The 18,298-nt window shown below is 63.0% G+C and carries 14 protein-coding genes; 7 read left to right on the top strand and 7 right to left on the bottom strand.

The features are described 5' to 3' along the window. Positions 1-976: 976 nt before the first annotated feature. From IRZ31_RS12375 to IRZ31_RS12350, 6 genes are all read right to left on the bottom strand, one after another. Positions 977-1,786 (bottom strand): FCD domain-containing protein, encoded by an 810-nt coding sequence (locus tag IRZ31_RS12375; protein ID WP_297154099.1) that lies wholly within the window; start codon positions 1,784-1,786, stop codon positions 977-979. A gap of 4 nt (positions 1,787-1,790) precedes the next feature. Next, the gene (locus IRZ31_RS12370; protein ID WP_297154097.1) at positions 1,791-2,873 is read right to left on the bottom strand and encodes an Ldh family oxidoreductase; all 1,083 of its coding nucleotides are present in this window, start codon (positions 2,871-2,873) and stop codon (positions 1,791-1,793) included. 85 nt (positions 2,874-2,958) lie between these two features. Further along, on the bottom strand, positions 2,959-3,897 hold the full coding sequence (locus IRZ31_RS12365) for a hydroxyacid dehydrogenase (RefSeq protein ID WP_297154095.1): 939 nt from the start codon (positions 3,895-3,897) through the stop codon (positions 2,959-2,961). A gap of 33 nt (positions 3,898-3,930) precedes the next feature. Continuing rightward, positions 3,931-5,379, bottom strand: a complete 1,449-nt coding sequence (locus tag IRZ31_RS12360; protein ID WP_297154093.1) for an NAD-dependent succinate-semialdehyde dehydrogenase — start codon at positions 5,377-5,379, stop codon at positions 3,931-3,933. Positions 5,380-5,448: 69 nt separating this feature from the next. Next, the gene (locus tag IRZ31_RS12355; RefSeq protein WP_297154091.1) at positions 5,449-6,606 is read right to left on the bottom strand and encodes a UxaA family hydrolase; all 1,158 of its coding nucleotides are present in this window, start codon (positions 6,604-6,606) and stop codon (positions 5,449-5,451) included. After that, positions 6,588-6,926 carry a UxaA family hydrolase gene (locus IRZ31_RS12350; protein ID WP_297154089.1) on the bottom strand — a complete coding sequence of 113 codons (339 nt, stop codon included), beginning with the start codon at positions 6,924-6,926 and terminating at the stop codon, positions 6,588-6,590. Before IRZ31_RS12350 ends, IRZ31_RS12355 begins: the two co-directional genes overlap by 19 nt. Before the next feature lie 352 nt (positions 6,927-7,278). Here IRZ31_RS12350 and IRZ31_RS12345 point away from each other — a divergent pair, with 352 nt between their 5' ends. The 7 genes from IRZ31_RS12345 (at position 7,279) to IRZ31_RS12315 (ending at position 16,909) form a co-directional block, all read left to right on the top strand. Then, on the top strand, positions 7,279-8,481 hold the full coding sequence (locus tag IRZ31_RS12345; RefSeq protein WP_297154087.1) for an ROK family transcriptional regulator: 1,203 nt from the start codon (positions 7,279-7,281) through the stop codon (positions 8,479-8,481). Between the two features lie 154 nt (positions 8,482-8,635). Continuing rightward, positions 8,636-10,003, top strand: coding sequence for a hypothetical protein (locus IRZ31_RS12340; protein ID WP_297154085.1), 1,368 nt, complete (start codon positions 8,636-8,638; stop codon positions 10,001-10,003). A gap of 328 nt (positions 10,004-10,331) precedes the next feature. Further along, on the top strand, positions 10,332-11,573 hold the full coding sequence (locus IRZ31_RS12335; RefSeq protein WP_297154083.1) for an ABC transporter substrate-binding protein: 1,242 nt from the start codon (positions 10,332-10,334) through the stop codon (positions 11,571-11,573). 196 nt (positions 11,574-11,769) lie between these two features. After that, positions 11,770-12,708, top strand: a complete 939-nt coding sequence (locus tag IRZ31_RS12330) for a sugar ABC transporter permease (protein ID WP_297154082.1) — start codon at positions 11,770-11,772, stop codon at positions 12,706-12,708. Positions 12,709-12,736: 28 nt separating this feature from the next. Further along, positions 12,737-13,642, top strand: coding sequence for a carbohydrate ABC transporter permease (locus tag IRZ31_RS12325; RefSeq protein ID WP_297154080.1), 906 nt, complete (start codon positions 12,737-12,739; stop codon positions 13,640-13,642). Between the two features lie 19 nt (positions 13,643-13,661). Beyond that, complete coding sequence (locus IRZ31_RS12320; protein ID WP_297154078.1) at positions 13,662-14,408, top strand: transaldolase family protein; 747 nt, start codon at positions 13,662-13,664, stop codon at positions 14,406-14,408. Continuing rightward, positions 14,405-16,909 carry a glycoside hydrolase family 31 protein gene (locus IRZ31_RS12315; RefSeq protein WP_297154076.1) on the top strand — a complete coding sequence of 835 codons (2,505 nt, stop codon included), beginning with the start codon at positions 14,405-14,407 and terminating at the stop codon, positions 16,907-16,909. The genes IRZ31_RS12320 and IRZ31_RS12315 overlap by 4 nt, the downstream gene beginning before the upstream one ends. Before the next feature lie 407 nt (positions 16,910-17,316). On the opposite strand, the gene IRZ31_RS12310 is transcribed toward IRZ31_RS12315, so the two are convergent. Then, positions 17,317-18,237: a class I SAM-dependent methyltransferase gene (locus IRZ31_RS12310; RefSeq protein ID WP_297154075.1), complete on the bottom strand. Its 921-nt coding sequence runs from the start codon at positions 18,235-18,237 to the stop codon at positions 17,317-17,319. Positions 18,238-18,298 lie beyond the last annotated feature (61 nt).

Genomic DNA, 18,298 nt, shown 5'->3' with positions numbered 1-18,298 from the left:
CTCTCGCGAAGCAGCAGTAGGTCAGGGTCAGCGAGACAGGCGCGCAGCTCCCGCTGTGAGCACCTGCCCGGCCCGTTGCACTGGATATCTATCGCGGCTCCAGGGTCTTGGCCTTCAGTCAGCCCCTTTTGCCTGCTAGCTTCTTGGAGAGCAGAATCGCTCGCTATCCTCTTTCTTCTGTTATGCAGCAGACAGAGAAAAAGCGCTTTCCAGGGCGAACGAGCCGCGGCTCTCTCAGGTAAGTCAGCGAGGATTAGCGAAGACGCCAGGGCACCACACCTTTGCATAGGAGCACTTTCAGGATACCCGTCGTCTGGGCCAGAACGACCTCTTCCAGTGTAACAGCAGCTGGTCTGACGATGAAAGGGAGAGTTCCAAGAAAGGACAGCCAGGGGAAGAGCGCTCCCGCCTCGGGATGAGCCTGCGCCATGCCTGCTGGGGCGGAGACGCTTTCAGAAAGATTCGGGCAAGCGACAGACGGTACAGACGGTAGGCGGGATCAGCGAGCAGAGACGCTGCCAGCCAGAAGTGGAGCACCGGGCCTGCTTCCGCCCGGTCACCAGCACTCACTTCTTATCAGCCAGATTTGCAGGATTCTTAGCATAGAGCGTGGCCGGACCGCACTGCAGACAGGTGAGCGCCCACAGCTCGCTATGGGAGAGGCCTGACAGATAGGCCACGCCAGGCTTCACTATGCACGCCGCGCTGACGCTCTCTGCCAGCGCACACCGTCCGCTGCAGGCAGGGCAGTTGGAGACGATCGATCGCGCTATATCCTCTGCCATATCGTCTTTGCTTCCTGGCCAGGCAGTCGCCTCGTCAAATCGACGAATGCCCCAGATAGCCAAGGCTGCTCTCCGAAGCAGGCCCAGCCACACCTAATAAAAAACAAGCCTCTGCTTTCTTTATAGAGACGCTGATCTTTCTCTCTGAAACAGCCTTTGGCAGAAGACAGCTTCAGTCGTACAGGCGGGCATCACTCGCCCACTGTCCGGTCGGGGAGATCCTGACCTCGATCCCGGGCAGTTTGCTGCTCTGCGGGGCCACCCTGCGCCTCCAGACTGTGGACGATGGCCTGCTCAACATCGTCGAGATGAGCGACCATACAAGCGCGGGCAGTCTGCGGATCATGGGCAGCAATTGCCTCCACGATGGCCGTATGCTGTTCGAGCGAGCGCCTGATGCGCTCCGGCAAGGCCAGACTGCGACTGCGCGCGGTCGCCAGCTCATCCAGCAGAGAGGCCATGAGCAGCACAAGCAGGCGATTGGCTGTACTGGCAGCGATCAGAGCATGCAGCTGCCCATCCAGCTCACTGATGAGCGTGCGGTCGACCTCTTCAGCAGTGCGGAGAGCGCGATCCCTGGCGAGCACGGCCTGCATCTCAGCAATCTGCTCCGGCTGAGCACGCTGGGCCGCCCACTCGGCTGCGGCCCCTTCCAGTACCCGGCGAATCTCGAAGAGCTGACGAATACGCGCCACACTCTCCTCTTCCGTCTCGCGAGCCTCCAGAGCCAGCGACAGGCGCTGCGCCGTGGCCTGCAGCGATCCCCCAACCACAAAAACACCGCGGCCATGCCGCGCCTCCACCAGGCCGAGCGCCGCCAGCGTATGCAGCGCCTCCCGCAGCGCCGTGCGGCTCACTCGCAACTGAGCAGCCAGCTCCCGCTCCGGCGGCAGGCGCTCGCCGGGCGTCAGCACGCCCTGCTCCACCAGGTCACGAATATAGGAAACGATGCGCCCCTCCAGGCTGCGATGATCATCCTGTACCGGTTGAAAGACACCCATTGCTCTACGGTGCCCTCCATACAAGTGGCCTGATGCCAAGCTCTGTACTCAGTGCAGCCAGCTCAGCGCGTGTCGCCGGATCAAGGGGAATGCCCTGAACCAGACGCTGTCTCCGCATCGCCGCACGCCGCTCGCCAGGGAGGCGGATCTCCTCGCCGGGAGCAGCAGGCTCCTGTCGGAGCGCCTCCAGCAGGCTCCCCAGGCGCTGCCGATAGATCTCCTGGGGCATTAGCGCCGGCAGAGAGAGCGCCAGACACCAGAGGCCCGCGTCGGTCGGCCCCGTCCAGTCCTCATACGGCGAGCGTACATGCGGTCCCCAACTAGAACCCGGCACAATCGCCGAGAGGATCTCGATCATCAGGGCCAGCGCATAGCCCTTGGGACCAGCCATCGGCAGCACAGCCCCGGCCAGTGCGGCCTGCGCGTCAGTCGTCGGGCGCCCCTCGGCATCGACAGCCCACCCCTCGGGGATCGAGCGCCCCTCACGGGCAGCCATGATAATATTACCACGCGCCACAACGGTCGTCGCCATATCGACCACCACCGGTGGCTCGCCGGGCGCCGCGCCGGGTGCGGCAAAGGCCAGCGGGTTGGTGCCGAGAAAGGCCCGGCGCCCTCCCCAGGGCGGCATGGCCGGCGGCGTATTGCAGACCATCAGCGCCAGACAGTCAGCCTCAGCCGCGCGCTCAACATAGGCCGAGAGCGCTGCTGCATGATTGGTATGGGCCACAGCCACCATGCCACTACCCTGGCTGCGGGCCAGACGCACTGCCTCGTCCATCGCCGCCACGGCAGCTACTGGGCCAAGCGCGTTATCCGCATCAAGCAGAGCCACCGCCGGCGCCGGACGACGCCAGCGCAATCTGGGCCGGGCGGCGGCCAGACCGGCGCGCACTCGCCGTGCATAGAGAGCCAGGCGCGAAACCCCATGCGTATCAATTCCCTCCAGATTGGCCGTCACCAGCGCCCAGGCCACCGTGCGAGCATCGGCAGCCGGTAGCCCAACGGCCTCCATGACAGCCGTGGCGAACCGCTCCAGCTCCGTGGCCTCCACCAGAGACGGCGCCACACCAGCCGCATCCGTCATCGTCTTCTCCCCCTTTCGCGGCAGAAACTTCCCCCCGTAGCGGAGAGACCGCCTCTCAGGCGAGTCGCAGCCATGTTCTCGCTCCTCATCCGACTGAGAGATCGGCTAAGCGCTGCAGGACCTCCGTCACCACCAGGCGCGAGGTTCGTTCCTGGGCCTCCGCCGTCAGGCCAGCGATATGCGGCGTGAGCAGCACCGCAGAGCAGGAGCGCAAAGGACTCTCCGCCGGCAGCGGCTCCTCCTCAGTGACGTCCAGCACGGCATAGCGCAGCCGTCCGGCGGTAAGCGCCTCGACCAGCGCGCTTTCGTCGACAATGCCGCCGCGCGCCGTATTGATCAGAACGGCCTGGGGACGCATCAGAGCCAGCCGCCCGGCGTTGAGCAGATGGTAGGTCTCCGGCGAGAGCGGCACATGCACGCTCACTACATCGGCCTGTGCCAGCACCTCGTCGAGCGAGAGCAGGCGAATGCCCAGCTCCGCCGGCGCATAGTCATAGGGGCCGATAAAGGGATCGTAGCCAATCACGCTCATCCCAAAAGCCTGCGCCCGCCTGGCCACGCGCCTCCCAATCTCCCCTACGCCAACCAGGCCCAGGGTACGCCCCCACAGCTCTGTCCCGCCGAGCTGCGTCCGCTCCCACTTGCCAGCCCGCACACTGGCATCCGCCGCCGTCAGATTGCGAGCCACCTGCAACATGGCCGCCATGACGTACTCGGCGACAGCAATGGCATTGGCATTGCGCGCTGTCACCAGCCCGATCCCCCGTGCTTGCAGCGCCTCCACGTCGATGTTATCGAGTCCCACCCCCAGGCGCCCAACCACTCGCAGGCGAGGGGCCGCCTCCAGCAGCGAAGCTGTCACGCGCGTCTGGTTGCGCACAATGAGCGCATCCGCTTCGGCCACCAGCTCCCGCAGGCGTTCAGGATCGCGCCAGAGCGTGGGATCGAAACGGATCGTGTGACCCGAGGCGCTCAGCAATTCCGGGCCGGGCGAGGCCAGCCACTCGCTGACAACAATCAACACAGCACATCCTCCTTCGGGGCAGCCAGAACACGGTCACCACTCACAGCTGAGATATTTGATCTCTTGAAATTCATCCAGGCCCTCGTGCGAGCCTTCGCGCCCCAGGCCGCTCTGCTTCACGCCGCCCATCGGGGCATAGGCCACCGAGGGCAGAGGCGAGTTCAAGCCAATGATGCCAGCTTCCAGGGCCTCCGCCACGCGCCAGGACCGCTCAAGCTGGCGCGTGTAGAAATAGGCCGCCAATCCCATCTCGCCAGCATTGGCGAGCGCGATCACCTCCTCCTCCGTCTCAAAGGGGAAGATCAGCGCTACCGGACCAAAGATCTCCTCCTGGACGAGCGCGCTCCCGACAGGGAGATCGACCAGGAGCGCCGGCGCGACGAAGCTTCCCTGGGAAGGAACCGTCACCGCCTCGGTGACAACACGGGCCCCCTGCGCTTGAGCCTCCTCCACCAGCCTGGCAAGCGCATGCTGGCGCTGCTCGTCGATCACCGGGCCGAGATCAGGTATCGGCTCCTGAACGGGATTGCCGACGCGCATGGCGTTGATGCGGGCCGCGAAGCGCTCGACAAACTCGGCGAAGATGGGAGCCTCGACGAAGAAGCGATTGGCCGCGATGCATGACTGCCCATTGTTGCGGAACTTGGCGAGCATGGCCCCCTCGACTGCGCGCTCCAGATCGGCATCGGCAAAGACGATAAAGGGCGCGTTGCCTCCCAGCTCTAGCAGAGGACGAACTATCCGCTCGGCAGCCTGACGCATAATCTGGCGCCCAACCTCGGTCGAACCGGTGAAGCTGACGACACGCACGGCAGGATGCTGCAACAAGGTCTCCGTGATCTCTGCTGCCGGCCCGTGAACCAGATTGGCCACTCCAGGCGGCAGGCCCGCCTCGTGCAGGCAGCGAAAGAGTTCGATCACGGCCAGCGGCGCTTTCTCCGAGGGACGCGAGACAACGGTACAGCCGGCAGCCAGGGCAGCGGCAATCTTGCGCGCTTGAATCGAGACCGGGAAGTTCCAGGGCGTTAAGCAGAGCGCCACCCCACAGGGCTGCCGCAGGGTGAGCTGCCGCCGCTGAGCGCTCTCAGGACGCAGCAGCTCACCAGCCGGACGCCGTACCTGCTCGGCGAACCAGCGCAGATATTCGACCGCAAAGCGTACCTCTGCCACGGCCTCGGGCAAGCGTTTGCCCGATTCGAGAGCTAGCAGGTAGCCAATGCGCTCGGCGCGCTCTTGCAGCAAGAGACTGGCTCGCAAGAGGAGATCGGCCCGCGCCCGCGCCGGCAGGCCCGCCCAGGCCGGAAAAGCTTCTTGCGCGGCGGCGGCTGCCGCCAGCGCCTCGGCCCGACCACCATAGCCAATGGCCTCCACCAGCGAGCCATCAGCAGGATTGCGGATCTCCCGCCGGCCACCCCCGTCGGGAGGGCACCACTCGCCAGCGATATAGAGGGAGGCGATCGATGAAAGATCGTGATCAGCCATAGCGATGCCTTGTCCTTCTATGGTAGCTCGCTGCTTCCTGCAGCAGGGTTTTCTCCTTGATCCAGGCGCTCAGGCGCTGCGGTAGAGCTTCGTTAACACAAATTCGCGGTGGCCCAGGGCCTCAGCACAGGTCAGGCGGCCATTGATGGTGCGATCGATGAGGGCCATCAGTCGATCCCCGGCTTCGCGCAGACCATACTCGCGCCGAAGAAGGCCCGAGACGTCGAGATCGATGTGCTCGGCCATCGTCTGCGCTGTCAGGGGATTGGCCGTAATCTTAATCACAGGCACAATCGGATGGCCAACAATATTGCCCTGGCCCGTGGGGAATAAATGCAAGACGGCGCCCGCCGCTCCCATCAGGGTGATGAACTCGGCAGCCGCCGAAGAAGAGTCCATGAAATTGAGGCCACGCCTGGTCGGGGCCTGAGCTGGCTCCAGGGCATCCACGACAGGTACGGTGCCGGTTTTAGCAATATTGCCGAGGGCCTTCTCTTCGATGGTGCTCAGGCCGCCGCGGATGTTGCCCTGTGTCGGCTGCGATCCCAGCAGGTTGGCCCCACTGGCCTCGATCTCCCGAATGTAGCCATCGTACATGGCCTGGAAACGGGAGCGTACAGCCTCGTCGATGCAGCGCTGGGCGATCAGATGCTCACCCCCGGTCAGCTCGGAGGTCTCGCCGAAGATGACTGTGCCCCCCGCCTGAACATGACGATCAACCACCTGGGCCACCGTCGGACAGGAGGCCAGGCCCGTGGTGGTGTCGGACTCACCACACTTGATGCTGATGATCACTTCTTCCCGCGCCAGCGGCTCCCGACGCTGCTCGGAGGCGTCTTGCAGCATGAGCTGCGCCACGCGAGCCGCCTTCTCCAGGGTCTTCAGGTCGCCAAAACGCTCGATGGAGAAACCTTCGACCGGCTTGCCGCTGGGGGCGATACCTTCAACGATGCGCTGGGTCCAGTTCGGCTCAATGCCAATGACCACTACCGCCGCTACGTTCGGATTGGCCCCGGTACCAGCCAGGGTGCGAAAGGTCAGCTCCAGGTCAGCCCCGTACTGCAGTCGTCCATAGGCATGGGGCAGGGCCAGCGTTCCAGGCACCGTGCGCGCCACTGCCTCACAGACGGCGTTGGAGAGGTCGTCGACGGGCAAAATAACGACATGGTTACGAATGCCTACACGACCGTCAGGACGACGGTAGCCACTTAAATGCTGTTCTGCCATCGCGCGCTCCTGATGTTGTGAGTGTGGACATGCTGCCCGGCCTGGATAGGTCTGCGGGCCAGCCCAATCGGCAAACCATATTCGATCACCGCCTGCCCCTCGTCCAGGTCGCTGAGGGCTACTTTGTGCCCCAGAGGGATGGCCTCCAAAACGCTGATGGTGATCTCGCGCTCGCTGTCCATGTAGACAGCAAGATGACGACCTGGCTGCACATCTTGAACAGCGACAGCGACATGGTCACCTTCGTTGTGAATAAGAAAACCAGGCGCCGCCGACGCGCCGCGTCGCTCTTCCAGGGCCTGGCTATCAGCCTGGCTCATGCTAATGCTCCCCGCTTGTTTTTCGTCCCCTTCAGAGGTATTGGCGACTTCTGAAGCCGCCAGACCTTCCCGGGGTCCTCTCTTTTCCTTCCTCAATTCGAGAGGTAGGAGGTATGACCACACGATGAGGAGTATAGTTGCTACCGAGAGGGTTGTCAAGGGTTATGGCCCTCGCACCACTTACCATCGGCTGGTACCGTCTCGCCATTCCCAGCCGGGTCTGGGTGCCATCCTTACCTTTCCAGTGTGACATCCAACCCCTTGACAGGGAGTCCCTGCGCCGGGTATAGTCTTGGACAAGGCTTTAAATTAATTAAGTAAATCAATTTAAGGTGCGGCGAGAGGAGGAGCGATGACCACCAGTCTGACGCGGCATGGGTTACGCGAGGTCAACCGGGAGCAGGTGCTGCGCATCATCTTGCGGGAAGGGCCACTGGCGCGGATCGACCTGGCGCACCGCACCGGCCTGACTGCTGCTGCCATCAGCCACATTACGCGTGAACTGATCGAGGACGGACTGCTGCGCGAGGTTGGTCCAGCGCGAGGCAAGCGCGTGGGGGCGAGCGCCATCCTGCTAGACCTGCCCGAGGACGGCCCCATCATTGGAGCAGTACACCAGGGAGTGAGCGCGATACGTCTGGCGCTGTGCACTCTGCGCGGGCGTGTTTTGGTCCGCAGCCAGGTCAGCACACCGCGCCCTCTCAGCCCTGACGAGACGGTTGCCCTGATTGGCCAGAAGCTCCACGATCTGCTTGCCGACAACGGATATACGAAAGCCTCTCTGCTTGGAGTGGGAGCGGGCGTCGTTGGCCTGGTCGACAGCGAGCGAGCCCTGGTCAAGCGGGCTCCGCGTCTTGGCTGGGAAAAGGTCCCTTTAGGCGATCTGCTGGCTGAGCGGCTGGGATGCCCGGTAGCGCTGGACAACAACGTGCGAGCTATGGCTCTGGGTGAGGCCCTACTCGGTCAAGGGCGCTTCTGGCCGGACTTTGCCTTTGTCTATGTCGGCACCGGTATCGGCTCTGGCCTGATCGTCAACGGCTATCCCTATCGGGGAGCACATGGGAACGCCGGCGAGATCGGCCATATCACCATCGACCCGGAGGGTGAGCGTTGCACCTGCGGCAATCGTGGCTGCCTGGAGACCATCGCCGCCGAGCCGGCCATCGTGCGCCTGGCCAGTCTGCAGGGTCTGGCTCTCCCCGAGGAGGCAGCCAGTCCAAAGGAAACCGTGCGGCGTCTGGCCTCGCTCGCGCGCCAGGGAGATGAAGCGGCCCGCGCCGTTGTCCGCACCTGTGGCGAATCGCTGGGCATCGCCCTTTCGACGCTGACCGATATTTTGAATCCGAGCCGCATCGTGCTGCACGGGGCGATCGCCGAGGCCGGTGATCTCTTCTTCTCCGCCGTCAGTGTCTCGCTCCACCAGCGAGCCTTTCTGACCAGAGACGAAACCATAGAGCTGGTGGCGCCCACCTTTGGAGAAGATGCCGGCTTGGTCGGGGCCGCCAGCGTCGCCCTTGAGGCCCTGGTCTTGCAAGCTGCCGGGCGCGAGCGCTAACCCGAGTCCGGCGCGAACCGAGACGCGAGGGCAAGCTAAGGTTGTCACGCAGGCCGGGTCGAGTCAGGCCCGACCGACGCCCTTTCTCAAGAGGCGGGGTAGCCCGGTCTTGGCCGGCTGAGTGAGCGAGCAAAGCCAGGTAGAGCAAGTGATCATGAACCGCGAAAACCGACGAGAAGCACCGCTACCGGTGTTAGCCTTTGCCAGTATTGCGCGCCCTACCTTTGCCGTCGACTACGCCAGGCAGATGGCGGCGAAGGCCCTGGCAACCCTTCAGCAAGAGGGGTGGCCTGTCTACGGCGACACTACCCTCCTGATGGATGCCCAGGCCGCGCGCCAGAGCGCCATCCACCTCCAAGAGCGAGAGCCAGACGTCCTCGTCTTACTGTGCGCCACCTTCAGTGACGCTAGCATGGCCATCGAGCTGGCCGCTCATATCCCCGCGCCTGTCTGTTTGTGGGCCTTGCGCGAGCCGGGGTCTCCCGGTGAGCGGCTCTGGCTCAATTCTCTCTGTGGCGCCCATCTGGCGGCCCACGCCCTGCATAAAACAGGACGGGTGGTTCGCTACCTCTACGGCGATCCCGGCGAGGCCGGCCTGTTTGAGCCGCTCAAGGCTCTGGCCCAAGCCGCCGCGACGCGCAGACGCCTGCGCACGAGCCGTCTTGGTCTCGTCGGCGAGGCGCCTGCTGGCTTCTATGGCTGCCAGTTCGATGAGCTGGAGCTGGGGCGTGTGATCGGCACCAGCGTGCATCGCGTCAACCTCACCCGCATTTTCCAGGAGGCCCGCCAGGCCCTGGCCAGCGCCGTGGACGCGGCCATCGCCTCAACACAGGCAGGCTCGTCCGGTCTGTCAGCGCTTGACCCGGACGAGGTTCGGCGTTTCGGGGCCGCTTATGTTGCGCTCCGCTCCCTGCTGCAGGAAGAGCAGCTTGATGGGCTGGCGGTGCGTTGCTGGCCGGAGTTTCCCCAAGACTTTGGCCTGATGCCCTGTGCCACCCTCGGTCGTCTGGCTGACGATGGTTTCATCTGTGCCTGCGAAGCTGATCTTCACGGGGCCGTTACTTTGTTGATCTTGCAGTGGCTCAGCGGTGCTGCCCCCTTGCTGGCCGATGTCGTGGCGCTCAATGAGGAGGCCGGCACGATCTCACTCTGGCACTGCGGCAATGCTCCCGCCTGTCTGGCCCGCCCTGGCGAGGAGATCCCTCTTACCGTTCACTGCAATCGCCGGATCGGTGTGACCGGCAACTTCGCTATTCGTCCCGGACCGGCTACACTGGCCCGTCTTGGTGTTGGTCCCCGCGGCTATCGTCTGCTCTACGCCGAAGGCGAGCTTCTTGATGAGCCGGTCAATCGCTTCGCGGGCAACACAGCGGTCTTCCGTCCCAGCTGTGACGCTCGTCAGCTACTCAATACCCTCATTGAAGGCGGCTGGGAGCACCATGTCGCTTTCGTGGCGGGCCATCAGGCCGCAGCGCTGGCGGCCCTGGCAGAGCTGCTGGAGATAGAGAAGGTGGCGCTCTAGCGAGTCAGGCCAGACCTGGCACGATAGCGACTGCTGAGGCTGAGAAGAGGGATCAGTCGAGACAGCCCGAGGAACTGGCTGCCCTGCGTCCGCGCCGGCCCACAGGCGGGAACTGATCCCTGTTGCGCCTCTTGCGTCTAGCATAACAGAAAGGTCGGTATGAGACATGGTAATCAACGACGATGCTCCGCAGATGCAACCTGTACGATCCGAGATGGGACCAGCGGCTGGTTCCGCTTTTCGGCTTGAAGCAGAGCCAAACCCGGCAAGCTCCCCCAGGCTCACACGGCGGAGGGTGCTCAGCCAGGGGGTCAAGGCAAGCCTGGGGGTGACCGTTCTTGGCTCCTGGCTGGCCGCCTGCGGCGGAGCACCGGCCTCCACCAGTGGCCCTGTGACCATCCAGTTCGCGGCCCTGGTCGATACCACCGGCGAGCAAACGGCGGAGATCAAGCGCTTCAATGATTTGCATGCCGGCAAGATCCATGTGGACTATGTCGAGCTGCCTTCAGTGGCCACCGATCAGTACAGCAAGTTTGTCAATGCTTTCCGCGCCCAGTCGCCCACACCCGATGTGGTGCAGATCGATGTCACCTGGCCCGCACAGTTCGCCACACCCGGCTGGCTGGCTCCCATCGATCAGTACGTCACCTCCAGCTACCTGAACCAGTTCTGGCCAAGCGCGCGCACCGTGGGCCGCGTGAATGGCCACCTCTACGGTATCCAGCGCTACATGGACATCGGCATGCTCTACTACCGCACCGATCTGGTTGAGAAGTACGGCGGGAGCGTGCCGCAAACCCGCGAGGAAATGCAGGCTCTGGCCGAGCGCATTCTGGCCGGCGAGTCTTCACACGGGGTCAGTTACGGCTATCTGATGCCAGGCAAGAAGATCGAGGCCATTGTCGACGAGTGGCTGGAATTCCTCTGGGGCGCCGGCGGCTCTATTGGGGAACCAGGCAAGCTGCAGGTCAACGGTCCGCTTCAGGTCGATGCGCTGCAGTATATGCACGACCTGATCTACAAGTTTCGGCTGGCGCCAACGGGGACCTCAACCTATGTCCCCAATGATATTTTGGCCCTTTTCAGCCAGGGTAAGGCGCCGTTCATGCGCAACTGGGTCTTCGCCTATGCGATCGCGAATACGCCTTCGCGCTCAAAGGTGGCTGGGAAGGTAGGCGTTGCGCCCACGCTGGCCACCAGTGGTCACAGTGGCCACGGCTGCACCGGCGGCTGGGTGCTGGCGATCAACGCCAATTCGCAATATAAAGACGCCGCCTGGACCTTCATCGACTATATGCTGAGCAAGGAGACGCAGACCTCGATGGCCCTTAACGCGGGCTTGATTCCCAGCCGTCCCGATGTGGTCAGCGATGCCTCGGTGCAGGCCAAGGTGCCTTACTTTAAGCAGATCGGCAGCATCCTGAACAGTGGCCAGAACCGTCCGACGCTGAAGAACTATAACCAGTTCACAACCCCGCTTCAGGCGGCGATCAACTCCGTGCTGAGCAATCAGGCCAGCCCGAGCGCAGCCCTCAGCAGCGTCCAGACCCAGGTAGCATCATTGACATGAGGTGAAGCGGGTACGGCAGTGGAAGAAGAGAGGAGAGGACGAGGGCCAGCGGCTCCGGGCAGATGTTGGCCTTCGTTCCCGAGTCCAAACGAGCCAGGGAGAACCCGTCAGACTCTCCTTTCCTCTCCTCTTCTTCGTCCGCTGTCTGAGACCCTGGCGTTTGCGACTCTGTCCAAAGCAAGAACGAGGTGCATTTATGGCTACGATCGGGGCGCCGCTGCTGCAGACCAAAGAAGGTAGCCCTCGCGGCCCTTTGGAGCGTCGTGAGGAGCGGCTGGCCTGGCTCATGCTCCTGCCAGTCGTGCTGGCGCTACTGGCCCTTGGTGTCTATCCGGTGCTGAGCACGCTCTGGTTTTCCTTTCAGCAGGGAGGCTCTTTCGGCCTGGGCACGACGAGCGCGGGCCTGGCCAACTATCTGCGGCTCCTCCACGATGACCAGTTCTGGAGCGCCCTGCGCTTTTCATTGCTCTATAGCCTGGTGACTGTCTGCGGCCAGATGATCTGCGGGACGGCCCTGGCCCTGTTTGCCAATCGCCGCTTTCGCGGGCGCTGGCTGGCCCGTGCTGCTATTCTCTTCCCCTGGGCTATACCGACCGCCACGAATTCGGTGATCTGGGCCTATATGTTTAACGACCAGTACGGCCTGGTCAATAGCCTGTTAGAGCACCTGGGCCTGATGAATCCGGCGCATCCGATCGTCTGGCTAGGCTCCGCTCAGCTGGCGACGCTCCTCATCTACGTGCTGGCGATCTGGAAGGCCAATTCGCTGGTGGCGCTGCTGGTGCTGGCGGGGCTGCAGGGCATCCCCGAGGAAGTCTATGAGGCGGCACGTGTCGATGGGGCCTCGCGCTGGCAGATCCTTTGGCGGGTCACGCTGCCGCTGCTGCGCCCGGTGTTGCTGGTAACGCTTATTCTGCGCACCATCGAGTCGCTGCAGGCATTTGACCTGATTAGCGCTTTTACGAACGGTGGCCCGGGCAACGCTACACAGAACCTTGGCCTGTATATCTATCTGCAGATTCAGCAGTTCGGCGATTTCGGCTACGGCTCGACAATCGCTGTGGTATTGACGGCTATTACTCTGGTGTTCATCGTGCTCTATATGCGGACGCTTCTGCGGACAGGCACGAGATAACAGGGGTGTCGCTGAAGGAGAAACGAGTATGGCACTGGCTCCTACGACGACAGCACCGGCAACAGAATCCTCCCGGCAGGCGGCGCGGCCTCGCGGTCCTCTGCTGAAGCTGAAGCCACTGACTCGACAGACGCTGCTCTACCTTGTGCTGGCGGTGATCATCGTCGTGCAGTTTCTGCCGCTGATTTGGGCGCTGCTGACCTCACTGATGACCCCCCAGGAGACCACAGCGGTGCCTGTCCCTCTCTGGCCCGCTCATCCGACAGTGAGCAGCTACAGTGAGGCCCTTCAGGGAGATATCGGACGCTACTACCTGAACAGCATCATTGCCTCGCTCGTCTCGACGCTGGTGACGATGTTTCTGGCCACGCTGGCCGCCTACGCCTTCGCCCGCCTGCGTTTTCGCTGGAAGCGGCTGATACTGCTCTTTGTCGTTTCGCTCTCTCTTTTTCCGCCCTTCTCCCAGGTCATTCCTCTCTATATGGTCCTGCAGAGCCTGCATCTCATAGGGAGTCTCTTGGCTCTGATCATTCCATATTCGGTCTTTGGCTTGCCGATGGCCATTTTGATTCTGATGGCCTTCTTACAGGAGGTGCCCTTTGAATACGAGGAAGCAGCGGCCCTCGATGGCCTGAGCCGCCTCGGGGCTTTTGTGCGCATCGTGCTGCCCATGATCATCCCCGGGCTGTTTACCACCGCGGTGATTGTCTTTGTTGGAGATTGGAATGAATACCTGTTCGCGCTGAACTATACGACGACGGCGACATACACGCTGCCTGTGGGGATCGTGATCTTGAGCCAGACGGAATTTACGACGAATTTTGGTGTGCTGTCGGCGGCAATGGTGATGTCGGTGGTGCCCCTGGTGGCGCTGATCTTGCTGCTGGAGCGACGAATTGTCTCGGGTCTGACCGCCGGTGGCTTGAAAGGTTAACGAAGGAGGTTGCCAGGTTATGGATTTCTATCTCGATACAGCTCAGCTGGAGGAGGTGCGTGCAGCTGCCGCCTGGGGGGTATTGCGTGGAGTGACAACCAATCCCAGCCATATAGCGCGCGCAGGCGTGCGCGAGAGCGAGATGCGCAGACACATTCAAGAGCTGTGCTGGATCGCAGATGTGCCGATTAGCGTTGAGGTGGTGGCGCTCGATGCTGACGGGATGGTGGCCCAGGGATTGGACTTTGCGACCTGGTCGCCCCATGTGGTGGTGAAGCTACCGACTACCGTTGAGGGTCTCAAGGCGATGGCTCGCTTGAGTCGGAGCGAGGTCACGACCTCTTGCCAGGGCTGTGCCCATCTGACAGACTGCCCGATCCGCGCCCGCTTCGCTCAGCAGCAGCGGCTGACCCGCCGGCCAGAGATCAATGCGACGCTGATTTTTACAGTCAATCAGGCGCTACTGGCTCTGGAGGCGGGCGCGACCTATGTGAGTCCTTTCGTCGGTCGGCTCGATGCTGTTGGTGAGGATGGGGTGGCCCTGGTGGCCGATCTGGCCCAGATCCTACGTGTCCAACAGCACCGCGGGAAGATTATTGCCGCGGCCCTGCGCCATCCCGTGCATGTGACGGCGGTCGCCAGGGCCGGCGCGCACATCGCCACGATGGCCTACACGATCCTGACGCAGTTGATCGAGCACCCGCTGACAACAGCGGGCCTTGAGGCGTTCTTGCAGGACTACCGGAGGAGCCAGGAGGCGCGATGAGCGAGGCGATGCAGGTGATCGGCGATAGGCCGGAGATAGTGACTCAGGGCTTTTATCTGAGACGTCTGGTGCAGGCAACGGCAGTCCCGGGAGGAGTGCGCGCCGAGGTGGCCCTGGTTCCGTTTCGGACGCTGGGCGCTCCGCTCCGTCCCGTGGTGGTCAGCGCTGAGCCGCTGGCCCAGCAGATGACAACGACCGGAGTGCCCAATCGTCCGGCAGAGGCGGGGGATTTGGCAGGGAGAGGGTCCGAAGCAGGCGCTCAGGGCGGCCTTCCAGCTGCCGAAGCGCGGTTGACGTTGGAGCTGCAGGTGTTGTCTCCTCGCAGCGTGCGCCTGCGCCTGGGAGAGCCGGAGGCGCTACAGCAGGAGCGGACCTACGGGATGCTGGCGCCCGGCGCCCTGGAAGAGGTACTGACCGCAACCTACGGCCCGCAGCCGCCCTTGCCCTCCGTTGAGGAGACGGCAACGGGGGTCCGCATCCTGCTAAAGGGGATCAGCATCAGGTTGGAGCGCGATCCGTTTGCGGTGCAGATCGAGAGTGAAGCTGCTCCGGCTGTCACCTGGCGCACAGCGCTTGATGATCGCAATGTGCATGGCCTCCTCTGTACGCCGCCGCCGGGCCTGCATTCCGCGCCAGGGGAACGGAGAGCGGCATACTGGTCGTGGGCCATCGATCCCGCTGAGCATTTCTATGGCCTGGGCGAGCGCTTTGCACGCCTGGATCACCGTGGTACGGTGGTTACTCTCTTCAATATTGATGCGTGGGGGACGACGACAGAGGCGGCGTATAAGAATGTGCCTTTTCTGCTGTCGTCACGCGGCTATGGCCTCTTTGCCCATACGCCAACGCCTGTGACTCTGGCATTGGGGACGCCCTCGGCGCGGGCAGCGCTGGTACGTTGCGCGGAGCCGAGCCTTGATCTGTTTGTATTTTTCGGGCGGGAGGCGCGCGAGATTTTGGAAGAGTACACGCGTCTGACTGGACGGGCGACGCTGCCTCCGCGCTGGGTTTTTGGCGTCTGGCTTTCGCGCTGCCGCTACCAGAGCCGGGCGGAGGTGGAGGAGGTTGCCACCCGGGCCAGGGCCGAAGGGATACCATGCGATGTGCTCCACATTGATCCGGCCTGGCTGGCGCATCCAAATCTCTCCTGTGATTTCACGGTCAACGAGGAGGCTTTCCCAGATCTGCCGGGGTTGATCCGCGAGCTGGGTGAGCGTGGCTTTAAGGTCTCACTCTGGGAGCTGCCATATATCTCTGAGCAGGCGCCGCGCTATCAGGAGGCGGTCAGGGCAGGCTACTTCTTGCGCGATGAGCAGGGCGAGCCGATCGGGGCCGATTTTGGAGGGCCACCGCCCGATGGTCGCAAGCGGGCGATTGTCGATTTCACCAATCCCGCGGCGCGCGCCTGGTGGCAGGATCTGCATCGTCCGCTGCTACGGGCTGGAGTAGCGGTTTTCAAGACGGACTTTGGCGAGGGGGTGCCGCTAGAGGCGCGCGCGGCCAATGGGATGAGCGGTCATGAGCTGCGCAATCTGTATCCGCTGCTCTACAACGCTGCTGTTCATGAGGTGATCACTCAGGAGACGGGACGGCCTGGCTTCGTCTGGGGGCGCTCCGGCTGGGCGGGTACGCAACGCTATCCGGCTCAGTGGGGTGGTGATCCCAAAACCGATGTGGTGGCGATGGCTTGCTCTCTGCGCGGAGGCTTGAATCTGGCCCTGAGTGCTCCGGGCCTCTGGGCCCATGACATCGGGGGCTTTTACGGGCCGCCGCCATCGCCAGAGCTGTATATTCGCTGGGCCCAATTCGGCCTTTTCTCGCCACTGGCGCGGGCGCACGGGACCACGCCGCGGGAACCCTGGGCCTTCGGGGAGGAGGCTCTGGCTATTTTCCGTCGCTATGCGCGGCTTCGCCTGCGCCTCAATCCCTATCTGTATAGTCTGGCCTGGGAGGCCCATGCCCACGGTCTGCCAATGCTGCGCCCGCTGCTGCTGGAATTCCCGGAAGATCCGATCGCTGCCGTGATCGATGATGCCTATTTACTCGGCCCAGCGTTGCTCGTAGCGCCAGTCTTTAGCGAGGCGCGTGAGCCAGTGGCCCGCCGCCTCTATCTCCCGGTCGGGGAGTGGATCGATCTCTGGAGCGATGAGCGCCTGGAGGGTGGGCGCTATGTGACGCGGGTGGCGCCGCTGGAGACCTTGCCCGTCTATGTGCGCGCTGGTAGTGTGCTGCCGCTCGGGCCGGAGCGGGCTTTCCTGAACGAGGAGGCCCCCGACGAGGTGACGCTGGAGGTCTACCCCGGCGCTCCAGGTCGTGGGCATATTGTCTGGGATGCCAGCGGTGCAGCTACGGAATGGCAGCTGTTGCCCACCCCAGCAGGCGGCTGGCAGCTGCAGATTAGCGGCCAGCGCCAGGTAGACTGGTCGCTACGCTGGCATACGACCAGAGGCATAGTGGAGCAGGCGGTAGGCTACGCAGCGAGCGCCGTGCTCTCTCTGTAACAGGACAGAGGCCGCTGATGGAAGAGTGAGCGATGCTGATTGATCTCTGGCAGCCAGGTTGCCCACATACTACTATAGGAAATTTCATAAGGAGAGCAGCCAGAGAGTCAGCGCTCTATTTTCCACAATTGGCGCATAAGATGAATAAAAAAAGAAAGGGTAGCCTTATCGCTCTCTACCTTCCTATCCAGCGTAGCCTGTCTGCGCCTGTCAGCCGCCCGTCTGGAATGCACAGCGATAACAGAGTAGTAGAAGCGCGAAAGATGCAGCAGGCAAGAGAACATGTCTGGGCGCGCCCAGGGGGGGACAGTGCCAGCCATGCTCTCCTGCCTGCGTTCTCAGTCAGGCGCTGCTGACCAGAATCGAGACGTTAGAGCCAGAGAGGAAGCCAGACTACCTCTGGCAAATTAGCCAGTGAACGGCTTCTGTCCGTAGACAACCTTGGAGCGTCCACAGGTCTGCAGTGCATTCCACTCCTGGCTGGCTTGCTCGATGACGGCGAGGACCTCCTGCTCTGAGCGGCCAAAGCGCGCAGCGATCGGCCCACTCACCGCTTTGGCCCCCTCTTTAAAGTCCAGGGCCACCAGCGAACCCAAACGCCCGCCCCAGTCGCCCATCGGCCCCTCAAGAGGATAGCTCTGGATATTGACCAGGCCGGCCTCCGTCAGATAGCGCTCCAGCGAGCGCATCACCACCCCCTCGGCATCCAGCCCACGCAGGGCCGCCAGTTGCCCCATCCAGCTGAGCAGCTGCTGCATCGCCGGTCCACAGGGCACAAAATCGTTCGGGCTGATGCTTGTCTCAAGCAGCTCAACCCAGCCACCCGGAGCGGTCACTCGCGCCAGCTCCTGCACCACCCCTGGCCAGGCCGCCAGCGGAATCGCCAGAAGCAGCAAGCGCTGATGCACAAAATCAAAGGTGTTCTCCTCAAACGGCAGCCCCTGCAGCACGTCCCCCCGAACAAAGCGATAGTTCGAGGGCGTGCGACTCGTACTCTTGGCCTGCTCCACATCCACCCCGATCACCTCCGCCTGCGGAAATTGCTGCGCCAGCTCTATGGCCCACCGCCCGGTCCCACAACCCACATCGAGAATGCGCCTCGGCTGCTCAATCGGCGCCAGGTAGTTCCCACGCAACGCGGCACGAAACATATAGTGCTGGAAATCGAGCCGATTGACTTCGCCGAGATCCTTGGGCAACAAGTAGGGCTGCTCCTGCAGGTAACGGCGCCGGCCCTGCAAGCGGGGCAAGGCTACGTCTCCCAGGCGCCAACTCGTTCCTGTCGACAGTGCGCTTCCACCCCGCCGACGGAAAAACCACCAGGGCATCTACTCCTCCTTTCCTCTCTCCTCGTCATATCACCCATGCTGTTATCATCCGGTGCCATAT

The sequence above is a fragment of the Thermogemmatispora sp. genome (assembly GCF_019683635.1).
GTDB lineage: Bacteria > Chloroflexota > Ktedonobacteria > Ktedonobacterales > Ktedonobacteraceae > Thermogemmatispora.
The sequence above is the reverse complement of the archived record's forward strand: the minus strand, read 5'-3'. Positions and strand labels throughout refer to the sequence as shown.